General features: G+C 68.2%; 21 protein-coding genes. 13 read left to right on the forward strand and 8 right to left on the reverse strand.

The features are described from left to right. Positions 1-45: 45 nt before the first annotated feature. The 10 genes from E6C76_RS19600 (at position 46) to E6C76_RS19645 (ending at position 9,501) form a co-directional block, all read left to right on the forward strand. Positions 46-744 carry a GntR family transcriptional regulator gene (locus tag E6C76_RS19600; protein ID WP_136349950.1) on the forward strand — a complete coding sequence of 233 codons (699 nt, stop codon included), beginning with the start codon at positions 46-48 and terminating at the stop codon, positions 742-744. After that, on the forward strand, positions 741-1,835 hold the full coding sequence (locus E6C76_RS19605; RefSeq protein ID WP_136349951.1) for a branched-chain amino acid ABC transporter substrate-binding protein: 1,095 nt from the start codon (positions 741-743) through the stop codon (positions 1,833-1,835). The genes E6C76_RS19600 and E6C76_RS19605 overlap by 4 nt, the downstream gene beginning before the upstream one ends. Before the next feature lie 126 nt (positions 1,836-1,961). Further along, positions 1,962-2,876 carry an ABC transporter permease subunit gene (locus E6C76_RS19610; protein ID WP_136349952.1) on the forward strand — a complete coding sequence of 305 codons (915 nt, stop codon included), beginning with the start codon at positions 1,962-1,964 and terminating at the stop codon, positions 2,874-2,876. After that, positions 2,876-4,201: a high-affinity branched-chain amino acid ABC transporter permease LivM gene (gene livM, locus E6C76_RS19615; protein ID WP_136349953.1), complete on the forward strand. Its 1,326-nt coding sequence runs from the start codon at positions 2,876-2,878 to the stop codon at positions 4,199-4,201. The genes E6C76_RS19610 and livM overlap by 1 nt, the downstream gene beginning before the upstream one ends. Then, positions 4,198-5,040, forward strand: coding sequence for an ABC transporter ATP-binding protein (locus E6C76_RS19620; RefSeq protein ID WP_136349954.1), 843 nt, complete (start codon positions 4,198-4,200; stop codon positions 5,038-5,040). The genes livM and E6C76_RS19620 overlap by 4 nt, the downstream gene beginning before the upstream one ends. Beyond that, entirely contained in the window at positions 5,040-5,756 is a 717-nt protein-coding gene (locus E6C76_RS19625; protein WP_136350042.1) for an ABC transporter ATP-binding protein, read from the forward strand. Before E6C76_RS19620 ends, E6C76_RS19625 begins: the two co-directional genes overlap by 1 nt. 167 nt (positions 5,757-5,923) lie before the next feature. Then, the gene (locus E6C76_RS19630) at positions 5,924-6,967 is read left to right on the forward strand and encodes a methionine ABC transporter ATP-binding protein (RefSeq protein ID WP_136349955.1); all 1,044 of its coding nucleotides are present in this window, start codon (positions 5,924-5,926) and stop codon (positions 6,965-6,967) included. Further along, positions 6,960-7,625, forward strand: coding sequence for a methionine ABC transporter permease (locus tag E6C76_RS19635; RefSeq protein ID WP_136349956.1), 666 nt, complete (start codon positions 6,960-6,962; stop codon positions 7,623-7,625). The genes E6C76_RS19630 and E6C76_RS19635 overlap by 8 nt, the downstream gene beginning before the upstream one ends. 36 nt (positions 7,626-7,661) lie before the next feature. Further along, the gene (locus tag E6C76_RS19640; RefSeq protein ID WP_136349957.1) at positions 7,662-8,432 is read left to right on the forward strand and encodes a MetQ/NlpA family ABC transporter substrate-binding protein; all 771 of its coding nucleotides are present in this window, start codon (positions 7,662-7,664) and stop codon (positions 8,430-8,432) included. Positions 8,433-8,592: 160 nt separating this feature from the next. Continuing rightward, positions 8,593-9,501 carry a DMT family transporter gene (locus E6C76_RS19645; RefSeq protein ID WP_136349958.1) on the forward strand — a complete coding sequence of 303 codons (909 nt, stop codon included), beginning with the start codon at positions 8,593-8,595 and terminating at the stop codon, positions 9,499-9,501. Between the two features lie 25 nt (positions 9,502-9,526). Here E6C76_RS19645 and mnhG read toward each other — a convergent pair whose 3' ends face one another. From mnhG to E6C76_RS19680, 7 genes are all read right to left on the reverse strand, one after another. Beyond that, positions 9,527-9,901: a monovalent cation/H(+) antiporter subunit G gene (gene mnhG / locus E6C76_RS19650; protein ID WP_136349959.1), complete on the reverse strand. Its 375-nt coding sequence runs from the start codon at positions 9,899-9,901 to the stop codon at positions 9,527-9,529. Beyond that, on the reverse strand, positions 9,898-10,179 hold the full coding sequence (locus tag E6C76_RS19655; protein ID WP_230976335.1) for a K+/H+ antiporter subunit F: 282 nt from the start codon (positions 10,177-10,179) through the stop codon (positions 9,898-9,900). Before E6C76_RS19655 ends, mnhG begins: the two co-directional genes overlap by 4 nt. Next, on the reverse strand, positions 10,176-10,679 hold the full coding sequence (locus tag E6C76_RS19660) for a Na+/H+ antiporter subunit E (protein ID WP_136349960.1): 504 nt from the start codon (positions 10,677-10,679) through the stop codon (positions 10,176-10,178). Before E6C76_RS19660 ends, E6C76_RS19655 begins: the two co-directional genes overlap by 4 nt. Further along, positions 10,676-12,307, reverse strand: a complete 1,632-nt coding sequence (locus E6C76_RS19665) for a monovalent cation/H+ antiporter subunit D (RefSeq protein WP_136349961.1) — start codon at positions 12,305-12,307, stop codon at positions 10,676-10,678. The genes E6C76_RS19660 and E6C76_RS19665 overlap by 4 nt, the downstream gene beginning before the upstream one ends. Further along, a complete protein-coding gene (locus E6C76_RS19670; RefSeq protein WP_136349962.1) occupies positions 12,304-12,648 on the reverse strand; it encodes a Na+/H+ antiporter subunit C in 345 nt (114 codons plus the stop codon). Before E6C76_RS19670 ends, E6C76_RS19665 begins: the two co-directional genes overlap by 4 nt. Beyond that, on the reverse strand, positions 12,648-15,575 hold the full coding sequence (locus E6C76_RS19675; protein WP_136349963.1) for a monovalent cation/H+ antiporter subunit A: 2,928 nt from the start codon (positions 15,573-15,575) through the stop codon (positions 12,648-12,650). The genes E6C76_RS19670 and E6C76_RS19675 overlap by 1 nt, the downstream gene beginning before the upstream one ends. Before the next feature lie 66 nt (positions 15,576-15,641). Beyond that, positions 15,642-18,368 (reverse strand): cation-transporting P-type ATPase, encoded by a 2,727-nt coding sequence (locus E6C76_RS19680; protein ID WP_136349964.1) that lies wholly within the window; start codon positions 18,366-18,368, stop codon positions 15,642-15,644. A 257-nt stretch (positions 18,369-18,625) separates the two neighbouring features. Here E6C76_RS19680 and yajC point away from each other — a divergent pair, with 257 nt between their 5' ends. From yajC to secF, 3 genes are all read left to right on the forward strand, one after another. Further along, positions 18,626-18,952 (forward strand): preprotein translocase subunit YajC, encoded by a 327-nt coding sequence (yajC, locus tag E6C76_RS19685; protein WP_136349965.1) that lies wholly within the window; start codon positions 18,626-18,628, stop codon positions 18,950-18,952. 64 nt (positions 18,953-19,016) lie between these two features. Further along, positions 19,017-20,870 (forward strand): protein translocase subunit SecD, encoded by a 1,854-nt coding sequence (gene secD / locus E6C76_RS19690; RefSeq protein WP_136349966.1) that lies wholly within the window; start codon positions 19,017-19,019, stop codon positions 20,868-20,870. A gap of 21 nt (positions 20,871-20,891) precedes the next feature. Continuing rightward, on the forward strand, positions 20,892-21,824 hold the full coding sequence (gene secF / locus E6C76_RS19695; protein WP_136349967.1) for a protein translocase subunit SecF: 933 nt from the start codon (positions 20,892-20,894) through the stop codon (positions 21,822-21,824). Positions 21,825-21,892: 68 nt separating this feature from the next. Here secF and E6C76_RS19700 read toward each other — a convergent pair whose 3' ends face one another. Then, on the reverse strand, positions 21,893-22,210 hold the full coding sequence (locus E6C76_RS19700) for a DUF2322 family protein (RefSeq protein WP_136349968.1): 318 nt from the start codon (positions 22,208-22,210) through the stop codon (positions 21,893-21,895). Positions 22,211-22,220: the final 10 nt, after the last annotated feature.

Here is a 22,220-nt window from a genome sequence, read left to right on the forward strand (position 1 = left end):
TTTCGTACGAAACGAAAACGCAACACACGCAACAAGCGTCCATCCATGCCCTCCGCGCTCGACCGCCTCGCGCCCACCCGCGCGCGGGTTTCCTCGACTTCCGACCAGATCGCCGACGCCCTGCGCCGCGCGATCGCCGACGGCCTGCTGCCGGCCGGCGCAATGCTGCGCCAGGACGACATCGCCGCGCGCTTCGAGGTCAGCAAGATTCCCGTGCGCGAGGCGCTGAAGCGCCTGGAGGCCGAAGGTCTGGTGCGCTTCAACCCGCATCGCGGCGCGGTGGTCGCCTCGCTGTCCGCCGCCGCGCTGGCCGAATACCTGGAAATCCGCGCCCTGCTGGAAGGCCACGCCGCCGCGCTGGCCGCGCCGCGCATCACCGACGAACAACTGGCCGAGGCGCGCGCCCGGCTCGACGATTTCGCCTGCGCCACCGAACCCGCCCGGCGCGGCGCGCTCAACTGGGCCTTCCACGCCGCGCTCTACCAGGCCGCCGAGCGCCCGTTGCTGGTCGAGGAAATCCGCGCCCTGCACCACAAGGTGGAGCGCTACGTGGCCGCCGCCGTGGAGCGCCACGCCGATACCGAAATGCCCAAGACCCGGGGGGAGCACGAGGCCATTCTGGCCGCCTTCACCCGCCGGGACGCCGACGCCGCGGCATGCCTGACCCGCGCCCATGTGCGCGGGGCGGGAGCGTCACTCCTTCCGTCCACGCAAGACCAAAGCCACCAAGGAGATACTCGATGAAAAAAACCCTGCTTGCCACTGCCTGCCTCGCGCTCGGCGTCTACTCCCAGGCTACCCTGGCCGACCTGTCGGTGGCCATCGCCGGTCCGATGACCGGCCAGTACGCATCCGCCGGTGACCAGATCCGCCGCGGCGCGGACATGGCGATCGCCGACATCAACGCGCGCGGCGGTGTGCTGGGCGAGAAGCTGAAGCTGGAAGTCGGCGACGACGCCTGCGATCCGAAGCAGGCCGTGTCGGTGGCCAACACCATGGTCAACCGCAACATCGTCTTCATGCACGGCCACTGGTGCTCCAGCTCGACCATCCCGGCTTCCGACGTGTACAACGAAGCCGACATCCTGATGGCCACCGTGTCCACCAACCCGCAGGTCACCGAGCGCGGGCTGCAGAACATCTTCCGCATCATGGGCCGCGACGACCAGCAGGGCATGGTGGCCGGCGGCTACATCGCCGACACCTTCAAGGGCAAGAAGGTCGCCGTGGTGGACGACAAGAGCGCCTACGGCAAGGGCCTGGCCGACGAGACCGCCAAGGCCATGGAAGCCAACGGCCTGAAGCCCGCGCTGCGCGAGGCGATCACCGCCGGCGAGAAGGACTATTCCGGCCTGGTCACCAAGATGAAGCAGGCCGGCGTGGAAGCGATGGCCTATGGCGGCTACCACACCGAAGTGGCGCTGATCCTGCGCCAGGCCCAGCAGGCCGGCCTGAACCTGACTGTGATCGGCGGCGACACCATGACCAACTCCGAACTGGTCACCGCCGCCGGCCCGGCCGCCGACAACGTGCTGTTCACCTTCTCGCCGGATCCGCGCAAGAACCCGGATGCCGCCCCGGTGGTCGAGAAGTTCCGCGCCGCCAAGGTCGAGCCGGAAGGCTACGTGCTGTATGCCTACGCCGCCTTCCAGCTGTTCGAGCAGGCCGCCACCAAGGCCGGCAGCACGGACTACAAGGCGCTGGAAAAGGCGGTGCGCGGCAACACCTTCAAGACCGTGATCGGCGATCTGGCCTTCGACGCCCAGGGCAACCTGGCCACGCCGGGCTTCGTGGTGTACCGCTGGCAAGGCGGCGCCTACGACTACGCCAAGTAAGCCGCAGGCAGTCCGCTTCACCCACGCCCTCCGCTCGCCGGGGGGCGTTTGTTCATACAACTCAACCGGCGCACGGCCGCCCGCTCCCCGCGGGCGGCCGTCGTGCGGCGCCACCAGGGAGACATCGTGGCCTACGCACTGCAACAACTCATCAACGGCCTGACGCTCGGTGCCATGTACGGCCTGATCGCGATCGGCTACACGATGGTGTACGGCATCATCGGCATGATCAACTTCGCCCACGGCGACATCTTCATGGTGAGCGCGTTCATCGCGATCACCGCCTTCACCCTGCTCGCGGCCGCCGACGTCACCTCGATCCCGCTGGCGCTGACCTTCGTGCTGATCGTGGCGATCTTCTTCACCTCGGCCTACGGCTGGGCGGTGGAGCGCACCGCCTACCGCCCGCTGCGCGGCTCCACCCGCCTGGCCCCGCTGATCTCCGCGATCGGCATGTCGATCTTCCTGCAGAACGCCGTGCAGCTCACCCAGGGCGCGCGCGTCAAGCCGATTCCCCCGGTCATCGAAGGCGGCCTGGAACTGTGGAGCACACCCGGCTTCACCGTGCAGATCGGCTGGAGCCAGCTGCTGATCATCGTCACCACCGTGGTGCTGATGATCGCCTTCACCTGGATGATCACCCAGACCCCCTTCGGCCGCCAGCAGCGCGCCTGCGAGCAGGACCGCACCATGGCCGGACTGCTCGGCGTGAATGTGGACCGCACCATCTCGCTGACCTTCATGCTCGGCGCCTCGCTGGCCGCGGTGGCCGGGGTGATGGTCACGGTGTACTACGGCGTGGTGGATTTCTTCATCGGCTTCCTGGTGGGCATCAAGGCCTTCACGGCGGCGGTGCTGGGCGGCATCGGCTCGCTGCCGGGCGCCATGCTCGGCGGCCTGCTGATCGGCCTCATCGAAGCCTTCTGGGCCGCCTACCTGTGGGCGGAGTACAAGGACGTGGCGACCTTCGGCATCCTCTGCCTGGTGCTCATCCTGCGTCCGTCGGGCCTGCTCGGCCGGCCTGAAGTGGAGAAGGTCTGATGAGTACCGTCGTTTTCGCCCATCATGGCATGACGCCCGCCGAGCGCCTGCGCGACGCCGGCTGGATCGCCTTCGTCGCCCTCATCCTCGGCGTTCCGCTGATCGGCCTGACCACCGTCGACGTCGGCGGCCGCCTGGCGGTGGACACCCGCTTCGGCCTGCTGGCCGTGGCGGTGGTTGCTGCCTTCGCAGGCCGCTTGGCGCTGCGCTGGGCCATCGACAGCCTGCGCGCACACAAGCAGAGCAAGGCCAGGCAGCATACCGCCGACACCCTCTCCAGCCGCGCACGCACGCTGTCCATGGTGCTCGGCTGGATGGCGCTGGGGGTCTCCATCGCCCTGCCGATCTTCTTTTCCGACAACCGCTATGTGGTCGACACCGCCACCACCGTGCTGATCTACGTGATGCTCGGCTGGGGCCTCAACGTGGTGGTCGGCCTGGCCGGCCTGCTCGACCTTGGCTACGTGGCCTTCTACGCGGTGGGCGCGTATTCCTACGCGCTGCTGTCCACCCAGTACGGCTGGGGCTTCTGGGAAGCGCTGCCGGTGTCCGGCGCGCTGGCGGCGATGTTCGGTATTCTGCTCGGCTACCCCATCCTGCGCCTGCGCGGCGACTACCTGGCCATCGTCACGCTGGGCTTCGGCGAGATCATCCGCGTGGTGCTGCTGAACTGGACCGAGTTCTCCGGCGGCCCCAATGGCATCAGCTCGATTCCGCGCCCGAGCTTCTTCGGGCTGGAATTCACCCGCAGCGCACCGGAAGGCGGCCACAGCTTCGCCAGCTTCTTCGGGCTGGAGTTCTCCGCCATGCACCGGCTGATCTTCCTGTACTACCTGATCCTGGTGCTGGCGCTGCTCACCCACGCCTTCGTCTCGCGGCTGCGCAAGCTGCCGGTGGGGCGCGCCTGGGAGGCGCTGCGCGAGGACGAGATCGCCTGCAAGGCGATGGGCATGAACACCACCAACATCAAGCTCTCGGCCTTCGCCATCGGCGCCATGCTGGGCGGCTTCGCCGGGGTGTTCTTCGCTGCGCGCCAGGGCTTCATCTCGCCGGAGAGCTTCACCTTCAGCGAATCGGCGATCATCCTCGCCATCGTCGTGCTCGGCGGCATGGGCTCGCAGCTGGGCGTGGTGCTGGCTGCCACGCTGCTGGTGCTGATCCCCGAGTTCGGCCGCAACTTCGCCGAGTACCGCATGCTGCTGTTCGGCATGGCCATGGTGCTGATCATGATCTGGAAGCCGGGCGGCCTGCTCTCCCACCGCGAACCCACGCTGCGCCTGCGCGATCCGCGCGCCAAGGCCGCCACCACGGAGGGCGCGCAATGAGCACCCTGCTGTCCGTCCGCGACCTGACCATGCGCTTCGGCGGCCTCACCGCCATCGACGACCTGTCGCTGGAAGTGCCCGCCGGCAAGATCACCGGCATCATCGGCCCCAACGGCGCCGGCAAGACCACGCTGTTCAACTGCCTGACCGGCTTCTACAAGCCCACCGTCGGCACGCTGCGGCTGGCCCACCCGAGGCGCGGCGAACTGCGCCTGGAAAAGCTGCCCAGCCACCGCGTCGCACGCGACGCCCAGGTGGTGCGCACCTTCCAGAACATCCGCCTGTTCCCCAAGATGACGGTGCTGGAAAACCTCATCGTCGCCCAGCACAACGTGCTGCAGCGTGCCTCGCGCTTCTCCCTCGCCGGCCTGTTCAGCCTGCCCGGCTACCGGCGCGCCGAGCGCGAGGCCGTCGAGCGCGCGCGCACCTGGCTGGAGCGCCTGCGCCTCACCCAGTTCGCCGACGATGCCGCCGGCGCGTTGCCCTACGGCACCCAGCGGCGCATCGAGATCGCCCGCGCGCTGTGCGTCGACCCGGTGCTGCTGTGCCTGGACGAGCCGGCCGCCGGCCTCAACCCGCGCGAATCGGCCGAGCTCAACGAGCTGCTGCTGTATTTGTGCGACGAACTGGGCATCGCCATCCTGCTGATCGAGCACGACATGAGCGTGGTGATGAACGTGTCCGACCACATCTGCGTGATCAACTACGGCCGCAAGATCGCCGAGGGTACGCCCGATGCGGTGAAGAACGACCCCCACGTCATCAAGGCCTATCTGGGCGAGGACGACGAAGAAGGCGTCATGCAGGCATACGACGAAACGGAGGAACGCGCATCATGATGCTGACCATGGAAGGCGTACACGCCCACTACGGCCACATTCACGCGCTGCGCGGCATCGACGTGGAAGTACAGGTCGGCGAGATCGTCACGCTGATCGGCGCCAACGGCGCCGGCAAATCCACGCTGATGATGAGCCTGTTCGGCAATCCCAAGGCGAGCGCCGGGCGCATCGTGTTCGACGGCGAGGACATCACCCGCCTGACCACCCACGAGATCGCCCGCCGCGGCATCGCCCTGGTACCGGAAGGCCGGCGCATCTTCCCGCGCATGACGGTGCTGGAGAACCTGCAGCTGGGCGCGGCGCATGCCGACCCGGCCAACTACGACGCCGACATGGCGCGCGTATATGCCATGTTCCCCATCCTGCAGGAGCGCGAGAGCCAGCGCGCCGGCACGCTGTCCGGCGGCGAGCAGCAGATGCTCGCCATCGGCCGCGCGCTGATGAGCCGGCCCAAGCTGCTGCTGCTCGACGAGCCCTCGCTGGGCCTGGCGCCGATCTACATCCGCAAGATCTTCCAGATCGTCCGCGAGCTGAACCGCGACCACGGCATGACCATCCTGCTGGTCGAGCAGAACGCCAACCAGGCACTGCGCGTAGCCCATCGCGGCTACGTGCTGCAGCACGGCGAAATCACCCTGGCGGGCAGCGGCGCCGAACTGCTGGCCAGCCCCGAGGTGCGCGCCGCCTACCTGGAAGGCGGCGGCCACGGCTGAAGCCTCGCGCGCCCGGACGGCCCGCCTTAGGGCGGGTCGTTCTATGGCTACGCGGAAATGGATATCCATATGCATAAAACGTCGTTGCATCCGCCGGCCGAGCGGGTAGACTCGGCGCTTCTTCGCGAAACCGGCAGCCGCCGGACCGGACAAGCAAGGCAACACGCGTGATCGAACTACAGCAGGCAGGCAAGACGTATCGGGTGGACGGCCGGGACATTCCCGCCCTGCTGCCCACCGACCTGCGCGTCGAACGCGGCGAGATCTTCGGCCTGATCGGCCATTCCGGCGCGGGCAAGAGCACCCTGCTGCGCCTCATCAACCGGCTGGAAGAACCCACTGGCGGACGCGTGGTGGTCGACGGCGAGGACGTCACCGCGCTCGACGCCATCGGCCTGCGCGCGTTCCGCCGCCAGGTCGGCATGATCTTCCAGCACTTCAACCTGCTGTCGTCCAAGACCGTGGCCGAGAACATCGGCCTGCCGCTGCGCTTCGCCGGCAATACCGACAAGGCCGGCATCGCCCGCCGGGTCGATGCCCTGCTCGCGCGCGTCGGCCTGGAGGCCCACGCCAGCAAGTACCCGGCGCAGCTTTCCGGCGGGCAGAAACAGCGCGTGGGCATCGCCCGCGCGCTGGCCACCGAGCCCAAGATCCTGCTGTGCGACGAGGCCACCAGCGCGCTCGACCCGCAGACCACCGGGCAGGTGCTGCAACTGCTGGCCGACATCAACCGCGAACTGGGGCTGACCATCGTGCTGATCACCCACGAGATGGACGTGATCCGCCGCGTGTGTGACCGCGTCGCGGTGATGGACGGCGGCACCATCGTCGAGCAGGGCAACGTGGGCGACGTGTTCCTCCACCCCCGGCACGCCACCACGCGCCGCTTCGTGCTCGAAGCCGAGCAGGTCGACGAGAACGAACAGCTGGAAGACTTCGCCCACGTGGGCGGGCGCATCCTGCGCCTGACCTTCCGCGGCGAGGCCACCTACGCCCCGCTGCTGGGCCGCGTGGCGCGCGAGACCGGGGTGGATTACAGCATCCTCGCCGGGCGCATCGACCACATCAAGGACACGCCCTACGGCCAGCTCACCATCGCGCTGATCGGCGGCGACATCGAAGCCGCGCAGCGCCGCCTGGGCGAGGCCGAGGTGCATCTGGAGGTGTTGCGCGGCGAGGTGTCGCACGGGGAAGGGGGCGCGCATGGGTGAGCTGCTCGCCAACGTCGACCCGGTGGAAATCTGGCAGGCCACCCTCGACACCCTGCTGATGCTCGGCGGCTCGCTGCTGTTCACCGTGCTGTTCGGCCTGCCGCTGGGCGTGCTGCTGTTCCTCACCGGCCCGCGCCAGATGTTCGAACGGCGCGGCCTGTACGGCCTGCTCTCGGTGCTGGTGAATGCGCTGCGCTCGCTGCCCTTCATCATCCTGCTGATCGTCATGATCCCGTTCACCGTGCTGATCACCGGCACCTCGCTGGGCGTGGCGGGCGCCATTCCGCCGCTGGTGGCCGGCGCCACGCCGTTCTTCGCCCGCCTGGTGGAAACCGCGCTGCGCGAGGTGGACCGCGGCATCATCGAGGCCAGCCAGGCCATGGGCGCCACGCCCCGGCAGATCGTCATCGACGCGCTGCTGCCGGAAGCGCGCCCGGGCATCATCGCCGCCATCACCATCACCGCGATCACCCTGGTGTCCTACACCGCGATGGCCGGCGTGGTGGGCGCCGGCGGCCTGGGCGACCTGGCCATCCGCTTCGGCTACCAACGCTTCCAGACCGACGTGATGGTGGTCACCGTGATCCTGCTGCTCGTGCTCGTGCAGATCCTGCAATCCATCGGCGACCGGCTGGTGGTGCATTTCTCCCGCAAGTAGTTCCCCCGCAACACCACTCCACAAGAGGACAGAACCATGAAGAAACTGCTGACCGCGCTGGCCGTCGTCGCCAGCTTTTCCGCCCAAGCCGAAACCCTCAGCGTGGCCGCCACCGCGGTGCCGCACGCGGAGATCCTGGAATTCGTCAAGCCGGCGCTCGCCAAGGAAGGCGTGACCCTGGACGTCAAGGTGTTCACCGACTACGTGCAGCCCAACGTGCAGGTTGCCGAAAAGCGCCTGGACGCCAACTTCTTCCAGCACCAGCCCTACCTCACCGAGTTCAACAAGAGCCGCGGTACCCAGCTGGTGAGCGTGGCCGCCGTGCACGTCGAACCGTTCGGCGCCTACTCCAGCAAGGTCAAGAACCTCGCCGACCTGCCGCAAGGCGCCAGCGTGGTGATCCCCAACGACGCCACCAACGGCGGCCGCGCCCTGCTGCTGCTGGAAAAGGCCGGCGTGATCAAACTGAAGGATTCGGCCAACATCCTGTCCACCCCGAAGGACATCGCCGGGAACCCGAAGGGCATCAAGATCCGCGAACTGGAAGCCGCCACCCTGCCGCGCGTGCTCAACCAGGTCGACCTGGCGCTGATCAACACCAACTACGCGCTGGAGGCCAAGCTCAACCCGAGCAAGGACGCGCTGGCCATCGAGGGCGCCGAATCGCCCTACGCCAACATCCTGGTGACCCGCGAGGACAACAAGGACAGTGCCGCCGTGCAGAAACTGATCAAGGCGCTGCATACCCCGGAAGTGAAGCAGTTCATCCTGGAGAAGTACCAGGGCGCCGTGGTTCCGGTGTTCTGAGCGGATCGACAGCCGTTCCAGGCGGGCGTACCATTTCGGTGCGTCCGCTGCGCAACACGCAAGGGCCGCCCCATTCCGGGGCGGCCCTTTGCACTCCGGCGCGCGCATCCCTTCCTTTCCCGATACCGGTCCGCAGAGGCCACCTGATCGCCCCCTTTCCATGTCCGCCGCCCCTACCACGCCCCCCCGCTGGCTGCCCTACCTCGTCCTCGGGCTCGGCCTCACCGCCCTTTCCTTTGGTGCCATCTTCGCCCGCATCGCCCAGGCCGAGGGCGTCGATTCCCTGGTCGTCGCCACCTGGCGGCTGGGCCTGGCCGCCCTCATCGTCACGCCGATCGCGCTGCTGCAGTCGCGCCGCGATCTCGCCGCGCTGAACGGCCGGCAACTGCTCATGGCGCTGACCGCCGGGCTGTTCCTCGCCGGTCACTTCGGCACCTGGATCACTTCGCTGGAATACACCTCGGTGGCCTCCAGCACCGCCCTGGTCACCACCAACCCGCTGTGGATCGGCCTGGCCTCCTACGTGCTGTTCCGCGAGACGCCCACACGCCTGATGCTGGGGGGCATCGTGCTGTCCTTCGGCGGCAGCCTGCTGATCTTCTGGAGCGACAGCCAGACCGCCAGCGCGGGCAGCGACCCGCTGTTCGGCAACCTGCTGGCGCTGATCGGCGCATGGTGCTTCTCGGCCTATCTGCTGATCGGCCGCAAGCTGCGCGCGGGGCTGGGGCTGGCGGCCTACATCTGGCTGGCCTATGGCGTGGCCGCGCTGTTCCTGCTGGCCGCCAGCGGCATCGGCGGCGGCGCGCTGACCGGCCACAGCCTGGCCGCCTGGGCGGTACTCGCGGGCATGGCGCTGGGCCCGCAGCTGCTCGGCCACACGGCCTACAACTGGTCGCTGCGCTACGTCTCCGCCACCTTCGTGGCAGTGGTGACGCTGGGCGAGCCGGTGGGCAGCGCGGCGATGGCCTGGATCATCTTCGGGGAGGGTTTCGCCCCCCTGCAGCTCGCCGGCTTCGTACTGCTGCTGGTGGGCATCTACCTGGCCGCGCGCGGCGAACGGAGCGGCTGAAAGCCTTCCCCGCCCGCCAGGCGGGTCATTCCTCGTCGGGGAAGCGGTAGACGTTGCCGGACACCGCGCCGGTGTCGTGGCGGCGCGCGCGCAGGTCGCGGTACACGGCGGCGCGCATGATCAGCATGGCGACCACCGGAGCGGTCATCAGGATGAACACCGAGATGATCAGCTCATGGATCACCGGGCGTTCCTGCAGCACGCTGAAGTACACCATGGACGCCACCAGCAGGCAGCCGGCGCCCAGGGTCACGGTGATCGCCGGGCCGTGGATGCGCTGGTAGAAATTGGGCAGGCGCATCAGGCCCAGCGCGCCGATCAGCACGATGGCCCCGCCCAGCACCAGCAGTGCGGCGACGATCACCGCGGCCCACACGGGCAGGTCGGCCGCCGCGCTCATTCGATGATCTCCCCGCGCATCAGGAACTTGGCCAGCGCGATGCTGGAGACGAAGCCGGTCAGCGCGATCAGCATGGCCGCCTCAAAATAGATCAGGCTGCCGAAGCGCATGCCGAGCACCACGGCCAGCAGCATCGCGCACATCCACAGGGTATCGAGCGCCAGCACGCGGTCCTGCGCAGTGGGCCCGAGCAGCAGGCGCACCGCGCAGAACAGCATGGCCAGGATCACGCAGACCAGCACGAAACCGATCGCCAGTTCCAGCACCGTGGTCATCATCGGCGGCCTCCTTCGAATATCTCCATGATGGGCCCTTCGTAGCGCGTCTTGATGGTATCCACCCACCACTGCTCGTCATGCAGATCGAACACGTGCAGGGCCAGTTCATCGCTGTCGGGCAGGATTTCCACCCACACCGTGCCCGGCGTCGAATTGATCAGGCAGGACAGCAGCGCCAGCCCGTAGGGATCGCGCAGATCCAGCGGAATGCGGATGAACTGCGAGTTCACCCCGGCCTTGCCGCCGAACAGGATGATGCCGCTGACGTTGAAGCACGAACGCACGATCTCGATGAAGGACATCACCGCCAGGCGGAGCAGCGCACCGGGATTGCGCAAGGGCGTCGGCACCAGCGGACGCAGCGGACGCGCGAGCACCGGAATGCCGATGGCCAGCAGGCCGCCGAGCAGCAGATGCGCGGGATGCACCGTCTGGTTGAGCAGCAGCCAGGTCAGGAACAGCACCAGCGAAAGCCACGGAGAAGGCAACCAGCGTTTCATCGCGCGTCCTCCGTGCCCACCACGCCGGGCACCACCGGCGCGGACAGCACGCCATCCACGTAGCGCGGGGTGCTGTGCAGATCGGTGCTGGCGCGCTCCAGATAGCCGAACATCGGGCCGGCACCCACCGTCAGGCTCACGCACAGCACCAGCAACAGCGCCACCGGCAGCACCTCGGTGGCCTGCAGGCGCGGCGGCATGACCGCGCCGGAGGCCCAGAAGGTACGCACGCCGAAACGCATCATAGCGAGCACCGCGGCGAAGCCGGCGAACAGGATCACCCCCATCATGAACCACGCCGAGGAGTGCACCGCCGCATCCCCGCCCAGGGGATTGAGCAGGGCGTGGAACAGGCCGAACTTGGCGACGAAGCCCGACAGCGGCGGCAGGCCGGCGATGATCAGCGCGCAGCCGGCGAAGGCCAGGCCGAGGAAGGCCAGCGCGCCGGGAATGCCCACGCCCACCGGCTCGTCCGGCGTCTCCTCGATGGCGAAGGCCTCCATGGTCAGCGCCAGCAGCGCGGCGCCCGGCGAGCGGATGCGTTCGATCAGTTCGATGAGCAGCATGAAGGCCGCCATCGCCATCGTCGAACCGAGCAGGTAGTACAGCCCGGCGGTCACCAGGCTGGGCTGGCCGTAGCCGACCACCGCCAGCAGCGTGCCGGACGACACGATGGCGCCGTAGCCGGCCAGCCGCCCGAGCTCCTCGCTGGCCATCATGCCGGCGGCGCCGAACACGATGGTCACCATGCCCGCCCACAGCAGCGCCTGGTAGCCGAAACCGGCCGCCTCGCCGGCCCCGTCGGAGAACACCAGCAGCCACAGGCGCAGGATGGCGTAGGCGCCCACCTTGGTCATCAGCACCAGCATCGCGGCCACCGGCGGCGAGGCCGCCGAATAGGTGGTCGGCAGCCAGAAGCCCAGCGGCCACATCGCGCTCTTCACCAGGAAGGCCAGCGCCAGGATCGCCACGCCGGCCTTCAGCAGCACCAGATCGGTACCGGCGATGGCCGGCATGCGCGCGGCCAGGTCGGCCATGTTGAGCGTGCCGGCGCTCGCGTAGATCAGCGCCACGCCGATCAGGAAGAACAGCGAGGCGGCCAGGTTGATGGTGATGTACTGCAGCCCGGCGCGGATGCGCGTGGCATTGTAGCCGTGCAGCAGCAGCCCGTAGGAGGCCGCCAGCATGACCTCGAAGAACACGAACAGGTTGAACAGGTCGTGGGTCAGGAAGGCCCCGTTGATGCCCATCAGCAGGAACTGGAAGAGCGAGTGGAAGTGCACGCCGATGCGGCTCCAGCGCTGCGTGGAATACAGCAGCGCGGCGAACGCCAGCACGGCGGTGAGCAGCAGCATCAGCGCGGCCAGGCGGTCGACCATCAGCGCGATGCCGAACGGCGCCGCCCAGTTGGCCGCCAGGTAGACGCCGATGCCGGCGTCCCAGGCACCGTTGTCGGCCAGCCAGATCAAGGCCACCGCGGTGGCCAGCAGACCGAGTACGGAAAACAGGTTCACCGCGTACTTGAAGCGGTGGCGGGTCTCGTTCACCGGAATCAGCAGCGCGCCGCACAGCAGCGGCAGCAGCACCGGCACGAGAATCAGGTGGTGCAGCCAGGAGGACGGACTCACTCGTCACCCTCCTCGCCATCGACGTGGTCGGTGCCGGTGAGGCCGCGCGCGCCGATCATCACCACCAGGAACAGCGCGGTGGTGGCGAAACCGATGACGATGGCGGTGAGCACCAGCGCCTGCGGCAGCGGATCGGCGAAGGTGTTCGGATCGGGCACGCCCTCGCCCAGGGTCAGCGGCGGTGCGTTCACCCACAGCCGGCCCATGATGAAGATGAACAGATTCACCGCGTAGGACATCAGCAGCAGGCCAGTGATGACCTGGAAGGTACGCGGACGCAGCACCAGCCACAGGCCGGAGCCGAACAGCACGCCGATGGCGATGGCGATCACCGTTTCCATCAGCCCGCCTCCTGCGCTTGGTCGGCGCGCGGCGGTGCGCCGGTCGAACCCGGCACGCGGTGGCTGCGGATGGACTGGTGGGCCAGCGCCACGAGAATCAGCATGGTGGAACCCACCACGACCATGAACACCCCCAGATCGAACATGAAGGCACTGGGCACATGCACTTCGCCCAGCACCGGCAGATGCAGGTGCGCGGTATGGCTGGTCAGGAAGGGATAACCCAGCAGCCAGGCGCCGATGCCGGTCATCGCCGCCACCCCCAGGCCCCAGGCCAGCCAGCGGTGCGGCTGCAGGCGCAGGTGCGATTCCACCCAGGCGGTGCCCGCCAGCATGTACTGCACGATGATCGCCACCGAGAAGATCAGCCCGGCGACGAAACCGCCGCCCGGCAGATTATGGCCGCGCATGAAGAAGTACACCGCCGCCAGCCCCATGAAGGGCAGCAGCGCGCGCAGATACACCCCGGCCACCAGCAGGTAGCCGCGCTCCGCCTGTTCGGCCGGGGTCTGCGCGGACGCCGGATCGATGCCGCCGGCCTGCTGGGCGGGCAGCGCCACGCTCTCGGGCGCCGGGCGGAAGCGGCGCAGCAGCGCATACACGGTGAGCGCGACGATGGCCAGCACGGTGATCTCGCCCATGGTGTCGAAGCCGCGGAAATCCACCAGCAGCACGTTGACCACGTTGGTGCCGCCACCCTCGCTCAAGGCGCGCAGCAGGAAGAAGTCGCCGATGCTGGGCGGCTGCGGGCGCACCAGCACCACGTAGCTCACCGTCGCCATGGCCAGCCCGCCGATCACCGCCACCGCCATGTCGCGCGAGCGGCGCAGCCAGACCATGCGCGGCACTTTGATGTTCAGTTCGCGCGGCACGATGCGCGGCGGCAACCAGCGCAGGCCGAGCAGGATCAGCACGGTGGTCACCGTTTCCACCATCAACTGGGTGAGCGCCAGATCGGGCGCCGACAGCCACAGGAAGGTCATGCTGGTGACGATGCCGGTGCCGCCCACCAGGATCAGCGCCGCCAGGCGGTGGTACTTGGCCTGCCAGGCGGCGGCCAGCGCGCAGCCGCAGCCGATCACCCACATCAGCGCGAACAGCGGATCGGCGCCGGCCAGCATGGTCGGATCGAACACCAGCAGCGCCGGCGGACGCGCCAGCAGCACCGGCACGGCGACCAGCGCCACCATCAGCAGCAGCAACTGCGGCTGCAGCCGCCGCGTGCTCAGGCGCTTGACCAGCCAGCTCATGCCGGCGGTCAGCCGCAGCATGGCGGTTTCGTAGGCCTGCGCGCCGTTGAAGCGGTACAGCACCGGCACCCGTTCGCGCGCGGCCAAGTCGTAGTAGCGCCGCAGCGCGGTGTAGAACAGCACCCCGCCGACCAGCGCCGCCAGGCTCATCAGCAGCGGCAGGTTGAAACCGTGCCAGACCGCCAGGTCGTAGTGCGGCGTGCGTGCGCCGAGCACCGATTCCACCGCGTACTCCAGCACCGGCCCGACCACCAGCCCCGGCGCCACGCCCACCAGCAGGCAGAGCAGTACCAGGCATTCCACCGGGAAGCGCATCCAGCGCGGCGGCTCGTGCGGCGCGCGCGGCAGGTCGACGGGCAGCCTGCCGAAGAACACGCTGATGAAACGCAGCGAATAGGCCACGCCGAACACGCCCATGGCCACCGCCGCCCACGACATCCACCAGTTCTCGCTGCCGCCCACCAGCAAGGCTTCGGCGAAGAACATTTCCTTGGAGATGAAGCCGTTGAGCAGCGGCACCCCGGCCATCGCGCCGCTGGCCACGATGGCCAGCGTGGCGGTGATCGGCAGCGCCTGGCGCAGGCCGCGCAGCACCCGCATGTCGCGCGTGCCGGTCTCGTGGTCGATGATGCCGGCGGCCATGAACAGCGAGGCCTTGAAGGTGGCGTGGTTGAGGGTGTGGAAGATCGCCGCGACCATCGCCAGTGGCGTGCCGATGCCGAGCAGCACGGTGATCAGCCCCAGGTGGCTGATCGTCGAATACGCCAGCAGCCCTTTCAGATCGTGCTGGAAGATGGCCGCGAAGGCACCGATGAGCATGGTCAGCACCCCGGCGCCGGCGACGATCCAGGTCCACTCCGGCGTGCCCGACAAGGTCGGCCACAGGCGCATCAGCAGGAACACGCCGGCCTTCACCATGGTGGCCGAGTGCAGGTAGGACGACACCGGCGTGGGCGCCGCCATGGCGTGCGGCAGCCAGAAATGGAAGGGGAACTGCGCGCTCTTGGTCAGCGCGCCGAGCGCCACCAGCACCAGCGCCGGTACGTACCACGGGTGCCCTTTCACCAGTTCGCCGGCGGCCAGCACGGCATCCAGTTCGTAGCTGCCGACGATGTGGCCGATGATCAGCACGCCGGCGAGCAGGCACAGGCCGCCGGTGGCGGTCACCGTGAACGCCATGCGCGCGCCGCGCCGCGCGTCGATGCGGTGATGCCAGTAGGCGATCAGCAGGAAGGAGGTGATGCTGGTCAGCTCCCAGAACACCACCAGCTGGATCAGGTTGCCGGACAGCACCACGCCCAGCATCGAGCCCATGAAGGCGAGCAGGAAGGAGAAGAAGCGCGGCACCGGATCTTCCGGCGACATGTAGTAGCGCGCATACAGCACCACCAGCGCGCCGATGCCCAGCACCAGCAGGGAGAACAGCCAGGCCAGGCCGTCCAGGCGCAGCGAGAAGGCCACGCCCTGCAGCGGCATCCATTCGAGGCGGAAATGCGCCACCCCGCCGTCGACGATGGCCGGATACAGCCAGACCACCAGCAGCAGCCCGCACAAAGAAACGCCGCCAGCCAGCCAGGCCTCGCGATTGCGGGCGTCGGATGGCATGCAGGCGGCGATCACGCTCCCGATGAACGGCAGCAGCACCAGGAGCGGGAGCAGGTACTCAGGCGTCGGCATGGAGGCTCACATTATAAAGGTTGAACTTTAGCATTTATCGTGCCACGCTCGAACTGCGGACAACCCCTATCCATGCGGCAGCGCGCGGGAACCGAACGCGCCGCGCCGGCGGATCACCCACTTTTCCAGCTCCGCACCGACGAACACCAGCAGCCCCGCCCCCAGCACCTTGCTCCATTCGAGCGGCGTCAGCGACGCCGAGTGGAACACCGCCTGCAGGGCCGGCGCGTGGGTGTAGGCCAGTTGCAAGGGCAGGCAGGCGGCGATGGCGACCAGCACGTAGCGGTTGCCGAACAGCCCTTCGCGGCTCAGTGCCGGGGAAAACACGTGGCGGCTGTTGATCAGGTAGAACATCTCGCTGACCACGATGGCATTCACCGCCATGGTGCGCGCGGTTTCCACGCTGGTGCCCAGCGACAGCTCCCACAGGAACAGGCCGAGCGCGCCGGTCATCATCAGCACCGAAACCAGCGCCACCCGCCACACGAAGAAGCCGGAAAGCAAGGCCTCGCCGGGCGGACGCGGATGGCGCCGCATGATGTTGCCCTCGGCCGGCTCGAAGGCCAGCGCCAGCCCCAGGCAGGTGGAGGTCACCATGTTCACCCACAGCACCTGCGCCGGGGTCAGCGGCAGGGTCAGCTCGAACAGGATTGCGGCGATCACCACCAGGGTCTGCCCGCCATTGGTCGGCAGCATGAACAGCACGAACTTCTTCAGGTTGTCGTACACCGCGCGCCCTTCGCGCACCGCGGCGGCGATGGTGGCGAAATTGTCGTCGGCCAGCACCATGTCGGCGGATTCCTTGGCGGCCTCGGCGCCCTTCCTGCCCATCGCGATGCCCACGTCGGCGCGCTTCAGTGCGGGCGCGTCATTGACCCCGTCGCCGGTCATCGCCACCACCTGGCCACTGTCCTGCAGAGCCTGCACCAGGCGCAGCTTGTGTTCCGGGCTGGCGCGCGCAAACACGTCCACGTCCATGACCACGCGGCGCAGTTCGGCGTCGTCCATCACCGCCACCTCGGCGCCGGTGATCGCCGGCCTGCCCACCCCGATCGCCAGCTGGGCGCCGATGGCGCGCGCGGTTTCGGCGTGGTCGCCGGTGATCATCTTCACGCGGATGCCGGCGCGGTGGCATTCGGCCACCGCGCGGATGGCCTCCTCGCGCGGCGGGTCGATGATGCCCACCAGCGCGACCAGCACGAAGCCTTCCTCGCAGTCCGCGAAACCCAGCCCCTCGCCGCGCGGCGCCGCGCGCTTGGCGGCCAGCGCGAGCAGGCGCAGGCCCTGCGCGGCGGTGTCGGTGGCCATGCGCCGCCAGTAGTCGATGTCCAGCGGGCGTTCGCCATGGCCATCAAGCTGCGCGTCGCACATCTCGAACACGCGCTCCGGCGCGCCCTTGACGAAGATCCACGACTCGCCGTCGGCGTCCCGGTGCCAGGTGGCCATGAAGCGGTGTTCGGATTCGAAGGGCACGCTGTCCAGGCGCGGCCAGGCCACCTCCGCGGCATGCACGGAAAAGCCGCCCTTGTCGCCGGCCACCAGCAGCGCGCCCTCGGTGGGATCGCCCTCCACCCACCACGCGCCTTCATCCTGGCGCATGCGCGCGTCGTTGCACAGCACGCCGATGCGCAAGGCCAGCTCCAGCGCAGGATAGTGCACCGGCTCGACGATGCGCCCATCGACGGAGAAATCGCCCACCGGCGCGTAGCCCACGCCGCCCACGTCGAACACGTGGCCGGCGCACACCATGCGCTGCACGGTCATCTCGTTGCGCGTCAGCGTACCGGTCTTGTCCGAGCAGATCACCGTGACCGAGCCCAGCGTCTCCACCGCCGGCAGGCGGCGGATGATGGCCTGCTTGCGCGCCATGCGCTGCACGCCGAGCGCCAGGGTCACGGTCATGATCGCCGGCAGGCCCTCCGGGATCGCCGAGGCGGTGAGCGCCACCGCCATCAGGAACATCTCGCCGGCGGAATGCTCGCGCAGCAGCGTGCCGAAGGCGAAGGTGGCTGCCGCCGCGCCGAGGATGACCACCGCCAGCGCGCGCCCGAAGCGGTCGATCTGGCGCAGCAGCGGGGTACTGGAAAGGCCGATGCTGTCCAGCATGTGGTTGATGCGGCCGAGCTCGGTGGCCGCGCCGGTGGCCACCACCACGCCCTCGGCCTGCCCATACACCACCAGCGTGCCGGAATAGGCCATGCACAGGCGGTCGCCCAGCGGCGCATCCACGGCCACCCTGGCCGCCGCTTTCTCCACCGGCACCGATTCGCCGGTCAGCGCGGCTTCCTCGACGCGCAATTCCTTCACCGCGACGAGGCGCAGATCGGCCGGCACCCGGTCGCCGGAAGCCAGCAGCACGCGGTCGCCCGGCACCAGGCCGGCGGCGTCGATCTCCATGCGCGTGCCGCCGCGCAGCACCGTGGCGCGCGGCGACAGCATGGCGCGGATGGCGTCGAGCGCCGATTCCGCCTTGCCTTCCTGGATGAAGCCGATGATGGCATTGAGCACCACCGCCGCCAGCAGCACGGCGGTATCCACCCAGTGGCCGAGCAGCGCGGTGACCAGCGCCGCGCCCAGCATCACGTACAGCAGGATGTTGTGGAACTGCGCGAGCAGGCGGCGCAGCGGGCCGCGCCGTTTCGGCGGCGCCAGCCGGTTGGGGCCGTATTCGCGCTCGCGGCGCGCGGCCTCCTCCCCGCTCAGCCCGCCCACCGGGCTATCCAGCATCTGCGCGACGTCCTGGTGTTCCGACGCGTGCCAGTTCCTTTCCATGCCAGCCTCGTGCTCGGTCATTTTCACTCCGGCGCATGTCCGCATTGCCAACGGAATACATTGTCGACGAATCACTTGCCGAACGAAACCGCGATCGCGCCGGCCGCCTGCGCAGCGCTCTCCCCGCATGGAACCGAGTCCCGCGAGACGGATCAGAGGGTTTCGCCGCCCCCGGGAAGCGGACCGCTCGAAGCGTGTTCGGTTCGGCAAAAAATCCCTTCCGCTGGTCGGCAACGCTTATAATTACCGATTTCACGCCAACCTTCGGAGTATCGAACGTGCTGATTTCCAACGCTTATGCCCAGGCCGCCGACGGCGCCGCGCAGGGCGGCGGCCTGATGGGCCTGCTGCCGCTGATCCTGATGTTCGTGGTGCTGTGGTTCCTGATGATCCGCCCGCAGATGAAGCGCGCGAAGGAACACAAGGCCATGGTCGAAGCACTCGCCAAGGGCGACGAAGTGGTCACCGGTGGCGGCATCGCCGGCCGCGTGGTCGAAGTGGGCGATGCCTTCGTGCAGGTCGAAGTCGCCGCCGATACCGTGGTCGCCGTGCAGAAGCAGGCTGTCGCCACCGTGCTGCCCAAGGGCACGCTGAAGGCGCTCTGAGCGCCTTTCCCTCCTGCCGGCGCCCCGCGCGCCGGCCCCCGCCCCGCCTCCCGCCTATCCCGTCATGAATCGCTATCCGCTCTGGAAAAACATCCTCATCGGCCTGATCCTGCTCTGGGGGGTGATCTACACCCTGCCCAATTTCTACGGCGAAGTCCCCGCCGTGCAGGTGTCCAGCGCCAAGGCCACGCTCAGACTGGACCACGCGGGGGCCAGCGGACAGATCGAGGAGGCCCTGCGCGGCGCCGGCATCGCGCATACCGGCCTGTTCACCGACGCCAACAGCCTGCGCTTCCGCTTCGGCAGTTCCGAAGACCAGTTGCGCGCCCGCGACGTCATCGAACGCTCGCTGAATCCGGACGCGCAGGATCCTTCCTACGTGGTCGCGCTGAACCTGCTGTCGGCCTCGCCGAACTGGCTGACCAGCATCCACGCGCTACCCATGTACCTGGGCCTGGACCTGCGCGGCGGCGTGCACTTCCTGCTGCAGGTGGACATGCCGGGCGCGCTGACCAAGCGCCTCGACTCCACCGCCGGCGATCTGCGCACGCTGATGCGCGACCGCAGCGTGCGCCACAGCGGCATCAGCCGCGAGGGCAACGCCATCCACCTGCGCTTCCGCGACGTGGAACAGCGCAACGCGGCGCGCAGCGCCATCCAGAACAACACCGGCGACCTGCAGCTGGTTGACCGCGACGACGGCCCCGGCGACCTGCGCCTGATCGCCACGCTGACCGCGCAGGCGCAGCAGACCATGCGCGACTTCGCCATCCGCCAGAACATCTCCACGCTGCACAACCGTATCAACGAACTCGGCGTGGCCGAGCCGGTGATCCAGCAGCAGGGCGCCGACCGCATCGTCGTGCAGTTGCCCGGCGTGCAGGACGTGGCCAAGGCCAAGGACATCCTGGGCCGCACCGCCACGCTGGAGGTGCGCCTGGTCGACGACACCCCGGGCGCGCTGGAGGCCGCGCTGGCCGGCAACCCGCCGTTCGGCACCGAGATCTACTCCGACCGCGACGGCACCCCGCTGCTGGTGCGCCGTCAGGTGGTGCTCACCGGCGACCGCCTGGTCGACGCGCAGCCCGGCTTCGACGGCCAGACCAACGAACCGGCCGTGCATCTGAGCCTGGACTCCGCCGGCTCGCGCATCTTCCGCGACGTCACCCGCGAGAACGTCGGCAAGCGCATGGCCATCCTGCTGATCGAGAAGGGCAAGGGCGAGGTGGTCACCGCGCCGGTGATCCGCACCGAGATCGGCGGCGGGCGCGTGCAGATCTCCGGCCGCATGACCACCACCGAGGCCAACGACGTGGCCCTGCTGCTGCGCGCCGGCGCGCTGGCCGCGCCGATGGAGATCATCGAGGAACGCACCGTCGGCCCCAGCCTGGGCGCGGACAACATCGCCAAGGGCTTCAACTCCACGCTGTGGGGCTTCATCGCCATCGCGGTGTTCATGACGGTCTACTACACCCTGTTCGGCCTGGTTTCGTCGATCGCGCTGGCCGCCAACCTGATGTTGCTGATCGCCCTGCTGTCGCTGCTGCAGGCCACCCTGACGCTGCCCGGCATCGCGGCCATGGCGCTGACCCTGGGCATGGCCATCGACGCCAACGTGCTGATCAACGAACGCATCCGCGAGGAACTGCGCAACGGCGCCACGCCGCAGGCGGCCATCCACGCCGGCTACGATCGCGCCTTCGACACCATCCTGGACGCCAACATCACCAACCTGATCGCCGGCATCGCGCTGCTGGTGTTCGGCTCCGGCCCGGTGCGCGGCTTCGCTGTGGTGCACTGCCTGGGCATCCTCACCTCGATGTTCAGCGCCATCATGGTCTCGCGCATGCTCATCAACCTGATCTACGGCCGCCAGCGCAAGATCGCCAAGCTGCATCTGGGCCAGGCACCCAACTAACCGACCGGACGACGCACCACCATGGAATTTTTCCGCCAGCGCAACGACATTCCCTTCATGCGCCATGCGCTGAAGTTCAATGCCGTTTCCACCATCACCTTCCTGCTCGCGGTGTTCTTCATCGTCGTCCGCGGCCTGAACTTCTCGGTGGAGTTCACCGGGGGCACCCTGGTCGAGGTCGGCTACAGCGAACCGCCCCGCCTGGAGACCGTGCGCCACGCGCTCGCCACCGGCGGCTATCCGGACGCCCAGGCGCAGAACTTCGGCAGCGGCGAGATCCTCATCCGCCTGCCCAACCGCGAAGGACTGGACACCGCCCAGGTCTCCCAGCACGTGCTCGGCATGCTGCAGTCGCTGGAGGGCTCCGAGCCCCAGCTGCGCCGCGTCGAATTCGTCGGCCCGCAGATCGGCAAGGAGCTCGCCAGCGACGGCGCCATGGCCCTGCTGCTGGTGGTATTCGGCATCATCGTGTATCTGGCGCTGCGCTTCGAATGGCGCTTCGCGGTGTCCACCATCGTCGCCAACCTGCACGACGTGGTCATCATTCTGGGCTTCTTCGCCTTCTTCCAGTGGGAGTTCTCCCTTCCCGTGCTGGCCGCCGTGCTGGCCGTGCTGGGCTATTCGGTGAACGAATCGGTGATCGTCTTCGACCGCGTGCGCGAGACCTTCCGCAAGAAGCGCAACATGAACACCGCGCAGATCATCGACCACGCCATCACCGCGATGATCTCGCGCACGGTGATCACCCACGGCAGCACCCTGATGATGGTGCTGTCCATGCTGATCTTCGGCGGCGAGGTGCTGCACTACTTCGCCCTGGCGCTGACCATCGGCATCATCTTCGGCGTGTATTCGTCGATCTTCGTCGCCAGCCCGATGGCCATGTGGCTGGGCACCTCGCGCGAACACTTCGTCAAGCCGAAGAAGGAAAAGCAGGACGAAGCCGTGGTCTGAGACTGCCCCGGCAAAACAAAAGGGCGCCGCAGGGGCGCCCTTTTTCGTGGACCGGCGGCCCGCACCACTTACACCGCGAACACCTGCTTCACCCGCAGGCTCTCCCCGCGCTCGATCAGACCGATCAGCCGGTCGATGTTCGGGTGCTTGCCTGGATTGGCACGTGCATCCTCACTGTGTTCCGCATAGATTTCCAGCCCGCGCGCAGCGGCATCGGGGCCGATGGCGCCGTACAACTGGGCCAGATGGTTGTACACCGCCAGCGAACCGGCCTGCCCCGGCTTGTTCTCGATGGTGGCGACCAGCACCCCCTGGGCGTCGAGGAGTTCCAGCGCGGACAGATGGGAAATGCCCGGCAGTTGCTTCAGATTGTCGGCGAAAGCCATCGTTGCTTGT

The organism is Pseudothauera nasutitermitis (assembly GCF_004801295.1).
GTDB lineage: Bacteria > Pseudomonadota > Gammaproteobacteria > Burkholderiales > Rhodocyclaceae > Pseudothauera > Pseudothauera nasutitermitis.